Annotated in this window: 9 protein-coding genes; 2 read left to right on the top strand and 7 right to left on the bottom strand. The window is 66.5% G+C overall.

All coding sequences use genetic code 11. The features are described 5' to 3' along the window. Both ccoN and FFS27_RS22205 read right to left on the bottom strand, forming a co-directional pair. On the bottom strand, positions 1-1,277 hold a 1,277-nt coding region (ccoN, locus tag FFS27_RS22210), incomplete at its 3' end, for a cytochrome-c oxidase, cbb3-type subunit I (RefSeq protein WP_137952215.1). A gap of 346 nt (positions 1,278-1,623) precedes the next feature. After that, positions 1,624-2,547, bottom strand: coding sequence for a DUF808 domain-containing protein (locus FFS27_RS22205; protein WP_003088054.1), 924 nt, complete (start codon positions 2,545-2,547; stop codon positions 1,624-1,626). 177 nt (positions 2,548-2,724) lie between these two features. Here FFS27_RS22205 and FFS27_RS22200 point away from each other — a divergent pair, with 177 nt between their 5' ends. Beyond that, entirely contained in the window at positions 2,725-4,179 is a 1,455-nt protein-coding gene (locus FFS27_RS22200) for a TrkH family potassium uptake protein (protein WP_003088056.1), read from the top strand. Here FFS27_RS22200 and FFS27_RS22195 read toward each other — a convergent pair whose 3' ends face one another. Then, a complete protein-coding gene (locus FFS27_RS22195; RefSeq protein WP_003088058.1) occupies positions 4,180-5,001 on the bottom strand; it encodes an aminoglycoside phosphotransferase family protein in 822 nt (273 codons plus the stop codon). Positions 5,002-5,009: 8 nt separating this feature from the next. Further along, positions 5,010-5,897 carry a LysR family transcriptional regulator gene (locus FFS27_RS22190; RefSeq protein WP_003088060.1) on the bottom strand — a complete coding sequence of 296 codons (888 nt, stop codon included), beginning with the start codon at positions 5,895-5,897 and terminating at the stop codon, positions 5,010-5,012. 85 nt (positions 5,898-5,982) lie between these two features. On the opposite strand from FFS27_RS22190, the gene FFS27_RS22185 reads away from it, so the two are divergent. Further along, a complete protein-coding gene (locus tag FFS27_RS22185) occupies positions 5,983-6,810 on the top strand; it encodes a class I SAM-dependent methyltransferase (RefSeq protein ID WP_003132742.1) in 828 nt (275 codons plus the stop codon). A 21-nt stretch (positions 6,811-6,831) separates the two neighbouring features. Here the strand turns inward: FFS27_RS22185 and modC are convergent, their stop codons facing one another. The 3 genes from modC to modA are packed head-to-tail and all read right to left on the bottom strand — an operon-like array spanning position 6,832 to position 9,373. Continuing rightward, positions 6,832-7,917: a molybdenum ABC transporter ATP-binding protein gene (gene modC, locus FFS27_RS22180; protein ID WP_003098212.1), complete on the bottom strand. Its 1,086-nt coding sequence runs from the start codon at positions 7,915-7,917 to the stop codon at positions 6,832-6,834. Position 7,918: 1 nt separating this feature from the next. Next, positions 7,919-8,605 (bottom strand): molybdate ABC transporter permease subunit, encoded by a 687-nt coding sequence (gene modB, locus FFS27_RS22175; protein ID WP_003088068.1) that lies wholly within the window; start codon positions 8,603-8,605, stop codon positions 7,919-7,921. Between the two features lie 12 nt (positions 8,606-8,617). After that, positions 8,618-9,373, bottom strand: a complete 756-nt coding sequence (gene modA / locus FFS27_RS22170) for a molybdate ABC transporter substrate-binding protein (protein WP_003117674.1) — start codon at positions 9,371-9,373, stop codon at positions 8,618-8,620. Between the last annotated feature and the right edge of the window lie 28 nt (positions 9,374-9,401).

The raw sequence follows: 9,401 nt of genomic DNA, 5'->3' as shown, positions 1-9,401 counted from the left end.
GAGTAGGTGAGCGTGCCGTCCTCGTTGATCGCCCGCCACATCAGGCCCTGGGTGATGCCATTGACCCACATCGAGGCGATGTACAGCACGGTGCCGATGGTGGCCAGCCAGAAGTGCGCGTTGATCAGGCCGACGCTGTGCATCCGCTCGCGGCCCCAGAGTTTCGGGATCATGTGGTAGAGCGTGCCGATGGAGATCATCGCCACCCAGCCGAGGGCGCCGGCGTGGACATGGCCGATGGTCCAGTCGGTGTAGTGGGACAGCGAGTTGACCGTCTTGATCGCCATCATCGGGCCTTCGAAGGTGGACATGCCGTAGAACGCCAGGGACACCACCAGGAAGCGCAGGATCGGGTCGTCGCGCAACTTATGCCAGGCCCCGGAGAGGGTCATCATGCCGTTGATCATGCCGCCCCAGCTCGGTGCCAGGAGGATCAGCGACATCACCATGCCCAGCGACTGCGCCCAGTCCGGCAGCGCGGTGTAGTGCAGGTGGTGCGGACCGGCCCAGATGTAGATCGAGATGATCGCCCAGAAATGCACGATGGACAGGCGATAGGAGTAGATCGGTCGCCCGGCCTGCTTGGGCACGAAGTAGTACATCATGCCGAGGAAGCCGACCGAGAGGATGAAGCCGACCACACTGTGCCCGTACCACCACTGGATCATCGCGTCGGTGGCGCCGGAATAGGCCGAGTAGGACTTGCCCAGGCTCACCGGCAGCAATGCGTGGTTCACGATATGGACCATCGCGGTGACGATGATGAAGGCGCCGTAGAACCAGTTGCCGACGTAGATGTGCTTCACCTTGCGGCGGGCGATGGTGCCGAAGAACAGGTAGGCATAGACCACCCAGACGATGGCCATCCACAGCGCCAGTGGCCATTCCATCTCGGCGTATTCCTTGGAGGTGGTGTAGCCCAGCGGGTAGCTGACGATCATCCCCACGATCGCCGCCTGCCAGCCCCAGAACACGAAGCGCGCCAGGACGTCGGAAATCAGCCGCACGCCGCTGGTGCGCTGCACCACGTAGAAGGAGGTGGCGAACAACGCGCTGCCGCCGAAGGCGAAGATCACCAGGCTGGTGTGGATCGGGCGGATGCGGCCGAAGCTGGTCCAGGGCAGGTCGAGGTTGAGCGCCGGCCAGACCAACTGGGCGGCGATGAACACCCCCAGGCCCATGCCGAGGATGCCCCAGACCAGGGTCATCAGGGTGAACTGGCGGACGACGTCGTAGTTGTAGCCGTCCGGATCTTTTCTGCTATCCGTATCGTTCATGGTCGCTGGCACGCCGGGCCCCGGGGTCCGGCCGGCTGGCGAGCAGGCGCGACCCTCGGGTCCTCGTTGGGTTATCGGTATTTTTCTGGGTATCCCGTTGCCGGGTCGATGGAGTGCGGAGGTCGGATCTTCGTCTGGAAGGCTCGGAACAGACGGCTCATGGCACTGGTGGACATTCTAGGAGGGGAGCTTTATTCGTCTCCAACGAATAATGTTGCTATTACAGTGCAAAATTATTGAATTGAAACGGAGGGGGACTTCCGGGGCAGGGCGCACAACCGCTTCGTGGGATGTGCGCCAGGGCGGCTATCCGCCCTCCGCGATGGTGCTGCCGGCGATGGCAGGCTCAGCCAGTCTTTTTCTTCTTCGGCAGCAGGCGCTTGACCAGCAGCACCCCCGCCAGCACCACGGCGCCGGCGACGATGCCGAACAGGAAGTTCAGCAGGGTTGGGGTGATCGCCGCCAGCAACGGGCCCAGCGTGGCGATGCCGGCGACGCTCTGCGCGGCCTGTTCGATGGCGTGGTGGACCACCGGGATACCGTGGGTGAGGATGCCGCCGCCGACCATGAACATCGCCGCCATGCCGACCACCGACAGGCCTTTCATCAGGTACGGCGCGGTGCGCAGGATGGCGCCGCCGAGCCCTTGGGCGAAGCCGCTGTCGCGCTTGGACAGATAGAGGCCGGCGTCGTCCAGCTTGACGATGCCGGCGACCAGGCCGTAGACGCCGATGGTCATCACCAGGGCGATGCCGACCAGCACCAGCACCTGGGTGGTGAAGCTGGATTCGGCGACGGTACCGAGGGTGATGGCGATGATTTCCGCGGAGAGGATGAAGTCGGTACGGATCGCGCCGCCGATCTTCTGCTTTTCCAGGGCAGCCACGTCGACATTGGCCGCCAGCGCTGCCTCGTCGGCGTGCTCGTCGTCATGGGGCAGGTACTTGTGGGCGATCTTCTCGAAGCCCTCGAAGCACAGGTAGGCGCCGCCGAGCATCAGCAGCGGGATCACCGCCCAGGGCGCGAAGGCGCTGATCAGCAGGGCGGCGGGAACGAGGATCGCCTTGTTCCGCAGCGAGCCCTTGGCCACCGCCCAGACCACCGGCAGTTCGCGGTCGGCGTTGACCCCGGTGACCTGCTGGGCGTTCAGCGCCAGGTCGTCGCCGAGAACGCCGGCGGTCTTCTTCGCGGCGACCTTGGTCATCAGCGAGACGTCGTCGAGCACCGCGGCGATATCGTCGAGGAGGGTGAGGAGGCTGGCTCCGGCCATGTTTGGGTTTCCTTACTGGTAGGGGGCGCGAGACGCCTATTTGACAATGGAACGGTGTCAGCGAACAGAGAACCTTCGATTCCTGGGATAGGCGATCCCCTGAGATGGTTCCGAAGCCGCCCCGTGGGCGGCTAGAATACGCGGCTGTCCGCCTCTGCTGAAACAGGTCGTTACGGAATGAGCTTTTCCCTGCTCCGCCTGGTGGGATTCATCCTCGGGCTTTTCCTGGTCACCCTGGCGGCCAGCATGCTGATCCCGATGCTGACGCTGGCGCTCTTCCAGCGCTACGACGATTTCGACGCCTTCCTCTGGTCGAGCCTGCTCACCGCGGCTGCCGGCCTCGCGCTGGTCTTGCCGGGACGGCCGGCTCACGTGCATTTTCGTGCCCGGCACATGTATTTCCTGACCACCGCCAGTTGGGTGGTGGTCTGCGCCTTCGCCGCGCTGCCGATGGTGATGGCTCGGCACATCAGCTACACCGATGCGTTCTTCGAGACCATGTCGGGCATCACCACCACCGGCTCCACCGTGTTCAGCGGGCTGGACCAGATGTCGCCGGGCATCCTCATCTGGCGCTCGTTGTTGCACTGGCTCGGCGGCATCGGTTTCATCGGCATGGCGGTGGCGATCCTGCCGCTGCTGCGTGTCGGCGGCATGCGCCTGTTCCAGACCGAATCCTCCGACTGGGGCGAGAAGGTGATGCCACGCTCGCACATGGCGGCCAAGTACATCCTCGGCGTCTACGTCGCGCTTACGCTGCTGGGCGTGCTGTGCTTCTGGTGGGCGGGCATGACCCCCTTCGAGGCGTTTAACCATTCGATGGCCGCCATCTCCACGGGCGGCTTCTCCACCTCCGACGCTTCCCTCGCGCACTGGCCGCAACCGGCGGTGCACTGGGTCGCCGTGTTGTTCATGATCCTCGGCAGCCTGCCGTTCACCCTCTATGTCGCGACCCTGCGCGGCCATCGCCTGGCCTTGCTCAAGGACCACCAGGTGCATGGCTTCATCGGCTTCCTGGCGGTGACCTGGCTGGTTTTCGCCTTCTGGCTCTGGCTGAATTCCGATTACGGCTGGTGGGATGCGCTGCGCCTGGTGGCGGTCAACGTGACGTCGGTGGTGACCACCACCGGTTTCGCCCTGACCGACTACACCACCTGGGGAACCTTCGCGGTCATGCTGTTCTTCTACCTCACCTTCGTCGGCGGTTGCTCGGGCTCCACCGCCGGCGGGTTGAAGATCTTCCGCTTCCAGGTGGCCTTCGTGTTGCTCAGGGCCAACCTGCAGAACCTCGTGCATCCGCGGGCGACCATCCGGCAAAGCTACAACGGCCATCCGCTGGACGAGGAAATCGTCCGCTCGCTGATCACCTTTTCCTTCTTCTTCACCATCACCATCGGCGTGATCGCACTGGGGTTGACCATGCTCGGCCTCGACTGGGTCTCCGCGTTCACCGGTGCCGCGACCGCCGTGTGCAACGTCGGGCCCGGGCTCGGGCCGATTATCGGACCGGCGGGAAACTTTTCCAGCCTGCCGGACATGGCCAAGTGGCTGCTGACCCTCGGCATGCTGCTTGGTCGGCTGGAGATTCTCACCGTACTGGTGCTGTGCACCCGCGCGTTCTGGCGCTTCTGATCAGCCTTCGCGAGACAGGCTGGCGAGGGCCAGGCGGGCGATGGCCAGCTCGGCGTCGGTCTCCTCGCGGCTGCCGTCCTCGTCGAACCAGGCCGCCGAGAGTCCGGTCCAGGCCAGGATCCACAGCAGCAGGCGGCGGCGTTGCAGGCCGCTGGCGGCGACGACGATCTCCAACTGGCGCTCGAAACGGCCGGGCGCCTGGGCGGTCTTCGCGTCGGGATTTGTGAACAGGTTGGCGTAGTCGTAGCCGCGCTCGCCGTAGAGCCGCTTGGGGTCGATGACTTGCCAGCCGCGCTCGCCGAAGTCGAGCACATTGCCGTGGTGGATGTCGCCATGCAGCGGGCGCTGTTCGCGAGCGGTCTCCAGCAGGTAGCGGGCGGCGTTCGCGCAGTCGACGTAGAGCCCGCCGTAGCGGCGCTCGGCGGCATACAGCGAGTCGAACCAGCGCTCCAGCGGGGTCAGTTCCGGCAACGGACCCGGGCGCGGGGCATGGATGCGTTCGATGGCCTGGCAGAGGATACGCGTAGCCTCGTCGTCGTCGCCGCGCTTGACCATCTCCAGCAGCGAGCGCCCGCCGGTGGCACGCTCCATCAGCAGCGCCTGGTGGTCGTAGGCCAGCACCCTGGCCGCGCCCTGGCCGTCCCACCAGTTGAGCAGTACGTGGCCGAAACGCTCTTCCTCGGCACTGGATATCTTCAGCATCGCCGCTGCGCCGCGATGGCGCACCGGCAGCAGGCGGCTGCTGTGGGTGGCGAAGGGCTCGCCGTCGGGTTGCAACGCCCAGCGCTCGAGGTAGGGCGAGAAGTCGAGGGATTCGTTCACGGTCGGTCTCAGGCGCCCAGGCGCTGCTGGATGAAGTCGAGGAAGCACTGGATGCGCAGCGCCAGTTGCGAGTTGCGGTAGTAGACGGCGTGGATCGGTTGCCGGTATTCGCTCATCTGTTCGGCGAACAGCGGCACCAGGCGCCCGTCCTGGATATCGCGGTCGGTCATGAAGCTGGCCAGGCAGGCGATCCCCTGGTGGCTCAGGGCCAGCTGGCGGAGGGTCTCGCCGCTGGAGGCAGAGATATCCGGCTGGATCTCCAGGCGATCGCCGTCGGCGTGCACCACCGGCCAGCGGTTGAGGTGCTCGGGCTGGGTGAAGCCGAGCAGGGTGTGCCCTCGCAGCCCCTCGATGCTCGTCGGCATGCCGTGGCGGGCCAGGTACTCCGGGCTGGCGAGGATGTGCAGGCGGCTGGCGCCCAGCGGCCGCGCGTGCAGGGTGGAGTCGCTGAGCGCGCCGATGCGGATCGCCACGTCGGTGCGTTGCTCCAACAGGTCGATGATCAGGTCGTTGGTGTTGAGTTCGAGCTGGATGTTCGGGTACAGCCGGCGGAACTCGCCGATGTGCGGCACCACCGCGTGCAGCATGAAGGGCGAGGCGGCGTTGATCCGCAGGCGCCCGGCGGGGCTCTGCCGGCGCAGGGCCAGGCGTTCCTCGAGCGCCTCCATCTGCTGCAGGATCTGCCGTGCCTGGTCGAGGAAGTAGCGGCCTTCCTCGGTCAGCTCCATGCGCCGGGTGGTGCGGTTGAGCAGGGTGGTGCCGAGCTTGTGCTCGAGGCGCGAGAGGGTCCGGCTGACGGCCGAGGCGGTCAGTCCCATCTGTTCCGCGGCGGCGCTGATGGAACCGCTGTCGACTACACTGACGAAGCTTTGCAGTTCATCGGAGTTGGCTTTCATTCGTGACTCCAGGGCAATCATTGCCGAAGCATAGCGATGTTTTCGGCAAGGACTGAAGAGGCACGCGTGCCCGCAGGAGGTTTTCATGCCCGGCCACCGCATCACCCTCACCGGAGAAAAGCAGACGCTCCTGATCACCCTCTACGCCAAGGCGCTGGATAGCCGCCTGGACGATTCCATCCTCCATGACCGTTTCGCCGAGGAGGCGGTGCGGCAGATCGACTTCGACTTCTCCAGGGTCGCCCTCGGCAAAGGCAACGAACGGGCCCTGGCCATGCGCTCGCATTACTTCGACCAGGCCTGCCGCGACTTCCTCGGCCGCCATCCCGAGGGGCAGGTGCTCAACCTCGGTTGCGGCCTGGACAGCCGTATCTACCGGGTCGATCCGCCGGCCGAGCTGCCCTGGTTCGACCTTGACTACCCGGAGGTCATGGACCTGCGCGAGCGGCTCTACCCGCCGCGCGCCGGCGCCTATCGGGCGCTGCGCCACTCGGTGGACGACGACGGCTGGCTGCAAGGGGTGCCGCGCGAGCGGCCCGCCCTGGTCCTGGCCGAGGGGCTGATGCCTTATCTGCGGGAGTCCCAGGTGCGACGCCTGGTGGAACGCCTGGTCGACCACCTGGGTAGCGGCGAGCTGCTGTTCGACGGCTACGGCCGCCTCGGCATCATGCTGCTGCGCCTGTATCCGCCGCTGCGCGAGACCGGGGCGCAGGTGTACTGGAGCATCGACGACCCGCGCGAACTCGAGCGGTGGCATCCGGCCCTGCGCTTCATCGAGGAGGTCACCGACTATGACCCGCAGGACGTTGCCAAGCTGCCGCAGTCGTCGCGGCTGATGCTGCCGATCTACAACGGCTTCGCCTTCCTGCGGCGGATGGGCCGGCTGATCCGCTACCGTTGGCCCAGGGTCTAGGCGCCGCAGGCGAGGCCGGGGTCAGGCGAGCACTGCCACCGACTTGATCTGCGCCCACAACAGCTGGCCGGGCCGTAGTTGCAACTGGTCCCGCGAGTAACGGGTGATCCGCGCCAGCAGCGGATTGCCGCCGGCATCCAGGCGCACCAGTACGTGGGCCGCGGTGTCGGTATCGACCAATTCCAGAACCCGTACCGGCAGGCGGTTGAGGATGCTGCTCTGGGCGTCGTCGCGCAGGTTCAGGCTGACGTCGCGCGCCTGTACCTTGAAGCGCAGGCGCTTGCCGGGGGCCAGCGGGGCGTGGGCGACGCGCATTTGCAGCGCGCTGCCGGGCAGGACCAGGGTCAGCAGGCCGTAGGCCGGGTCGTGGTCGCTGACCGTGCCCTCGATCACCACACCGGCGTCGTCGTCCAGCGCCAGCGGCAGGTCGACTCGCGCCAGGGTTTCGCCGATCGGCCCGCTGGCGCGGACCTTGCCGTTCTCCAGCAGCACCAGGTGATCGGCCAGGCGCGCCACTTCGTCCGGCGAGTGGCTGACATAGAGCACCGGGATGTCCAGTTCCTCGTGCAGGCGTTCGAGATAGGGCAGGATCTCGCCCTTGCGCTTCAGGTCGAGGGATGCCAGCGGCTCGTCCATCAGCAGCAGGCGCGGGCTGGTGAGGAGGGCCCGGGCGATGCCGACGCGTTGCTGCTCGCCGCCGGAGAGGCGTTCCGGCATGCGTTCCAGCAAGTGCTCGATGCCCAGCAGGGCGCAGGCCTGTTCCAGCTCGACGCGGCGTTCGGCGGCGGCGATGCGCTTGAGACCGAAGGCCAGGTTGCGCCGCACCGTCAGGTGGCGGAACAGGTTGGCATCCTGGAACACGTAGCCGAGGGCACGTCGGTGGGGCGCGACGAAGAGGTTGCGGCGGCTGTCCTGCCAGGTCTCGCCGTTGATCGTCACCTCGCCCTCGGCGGCCTTTTCCAGGCCGGCGATACAGCGCAGGCAAGTGCTCTTGCCGGAGCCTGAATGGCCGAACAGAGCGGTCACGCCACGACCGGGAAGAGCCAGGTCGATGTCCAGTTCGAAGCCGGGGTAGGCGCGGCGGAAGCGCAGGCGCAGGCCGTCCATCTCAGGCCCAGCCCGGCCGGCGGCGCCGGCCCGAATAGAGGGCGAGGAGGACGACGAAGGAGAACGCCACCATGCCGCCGGCCAGCCAGTGGGCCTGGGCGTATTCCATGGCTTCGACGTGATCGAATATCTGCACCGAGACCACGCGGGTTTTCTCCGGGATGTTGCCGCCGATCATCAGCACCACGCCGAACTCGCCGACGGTATGGGCGAAGCCGAGGATCGCGGCGGTGACGAAACCCGGCCGGGCCAGCGGCAGGACCACGCTGAAGAAACGGTCGACGGGGCTCGCGCGCAGGGTCGCGGCAGCCTCCAGCGGTTTTTCGCCGATCGCCTCGAAGGCGTTCTGCAACGGTTGCACGACGAAGGGCAGCGAGTAGAACACCGAGCCGACCACCAGGCCGGCGAAGGTGAAGGGCAGGGTGCCGAGACCGAGGCTCTGGGTGAGCTGGCCGATGAAACCGTTGGGACCCATGCTGACCAGCAGGTAGAAGCCGATCACCGTCGGCGGCAGCACCAGCGGCAGGGCCACCACCGCCCCGATCGGCCCCTTCAGCCAGGAGCGGGTGCGCGCCAGCCACCAGGCGATGGGCGTGCCGATCAGCAGCAGGAGGAGGGTGGTGAGCGAAGCCAGCTCGATGGTCAGCCAGATGGCCGCCAGGTCCGTACTGTCGAGTGGCAACGCCATGCAGGTCCCGCCTTAGAGTTCGTAGCCGTAGGACTTGATCAGCGCGGCGGCCTTGGCGCCCTTCAGGTAGTCGACCAGGGCCTTGGCGGCGGCGTTGTCCTTGCCTTTGTTGAGGATGACCGCGTCCTGGCGGATCGGGTCGTGCAGCTCGGCGGGAACGATCCAGGCCGAGCCGGTTGCGACTTTACCATCCTTGTAGATCTGCGACAGGGCGACGAAGCCCAGTTCGGCGTTGCCGCTGGAAACGAACTGGTAGGCCTGGCTGATGTTCTGGCCTTCCACCAGCTTCGGCCCGAGCGTGGCGGCGAGGCCGAGCTTGTCCATCGCCTGGGTGGCGGCGAGGCCGTAGGGCGCGGTCTTCGGGTTGGCGATGGACAGGTGCCTGAAGCTGCCGCTCTTCAGCACCTCGCCCTTGGCGTCGACGTAGCCGGCCTTGGGCGACCAGAGTGCCAGGGTGCCGATGGCATAGGTGAAGCGCGAGCCGGGCACGATCTCGCCTTCCTGCTCCAGTTTCGCCGGAGTGCTGTCGTCGGCGGAGAGGAACACCTGGAACGGCGCGCCGTTCTTGATCTGCGTATAGAACTGGCCGGTGGCGCCGTAGGCGGCGACCAGCCTGTGCCCGGTGTCTTTCTCGAATTCCTTGGCGATGGCCTGGATCGGCGCGGTGAAGTTGGCCGCGACGGCGACCTGCACCTCGTCGGCGCTGGCGGCCAGGGATACGGCGCTGGCGAGGAGGGCGAGCAACAGCTGGGGCAGGCGGGTGGTCATGGAGTGCTCCTGTTGGGGGCGAACGAAG

It is taken from the genome of Pseudomonas sp. 2VD (assembly GCF_005503585.1).
In the GTDB taxonomy this organism is placed as follows: Bacteria; Pseudomonadota; Gammaproteobacteria; order Pseudomonadales; family Pseudomonadaceae; genus Pseudomonas; species Pseudomonas aeruginosa.
Note: the sequence above shows the minus strand (reverse complement) of the source record. Positions and strands in the feature narration are given on the sequence as shown.

Coding starts and splice junctions, on each gene's coding strand:
- FFS27_RS22205 (WP_003088054.1), bottom strand. CDS start 2,547: ATGGCCGGAGCCAGCCTCCTCACCCTCCTCGACGATATCGCCGCGGTG.
- FFS27_RS22200 (WP_003088056.1), top strand. CDS start 2,725: ATGAGCTTTTCCCTGCTCCGCCTGGTGGGATTCATCCTCGGGCTTTTC.
- FFS27_RS22190 (WP_003088060.1), bottom strand. CDS start 5,897: ATGAAAGCCAACTCCGATGAACTGCAAAGCTTCGTCAGTGTAGTCGAC.
- FFS27_RS22185 (WP_003132742.1), top strand. CDS start 5,983: ATGCCCGGCCACCGCATCACCCTCACCGGAGAAAAGCAGACGCTCCTG.
- modC (WP_003098212.1), bottom strand. CDS start 7,917: ATGGACGGCCTGCGCCTGCGCTTCCGCCGCGCCTACCCCGGCTTCGAA.
- modB (WP_003088068.1), bottom strand. CDS start 8,605: ATGGCGTTGCCACTCGACAGTACGGACCTGGCGGCCATCTGGCTGACC.
- modA (WP_003117674.1), bottom strand. CDS start 9,373: ATGACCACCCGCCTGCCCCAGCTGTTGCTCGCCCTCCTCGCCAGCGCC.